1 protein-coding gene is annotated in these 313 nt (G+C 53.7%); it reads left to right on the forward strand.

What is annotated here, in order from left to right; genetic code table 11:
- Positions 1-70: 70 nt before the first annotated feature.
- Positions 71-313, forward strand: a 243-nt coding sequence (locus HMPREF0308_RS12760; protein WP_248630714.1) for a transposase, incomplete at its 3' end; no start/stop codon positions are given.

Below are 313 nucleotides of genomic sequence, written 5' to 3' on the forward strand. Positions count from 1 at the left end.
TTGAGGTTACCCTCGTTTAGTGGACACCCTATTTGTACGGATCTTGTGTCCGTAAGAGAGGATGTTCATTGTGAGTCAACAGCGCAAGAAATACACGCCGGAGTACCGGCGTGAAGCCGCAAACCTGGTAATCGAGTCAGAGCGACCGATTGCTCATGTGGCTAAGGAAATCGGTGTTTCCGCCGGGCTTTTGGGCCGGTGGGTCAAACTCGAGCGTGAACGCCGAGGATCCTCAGATGGGATGAGTGAGTCTGATCTTCGTGCTGAGAATGCTCGCCTGCGCCGTGAGTTGGCAGAAGCCAAGATGGATAAC

Source organism: Corynebacterium striatum ATCC 6940, assembly GCF_000159135.1.
Classification (GTDB): Bacteria; Actinomycetota; Actinomycetes; order Mycobacteriales; family Mycobacteriaceae; genus Corynebacterium; species Corynebacterium striatum.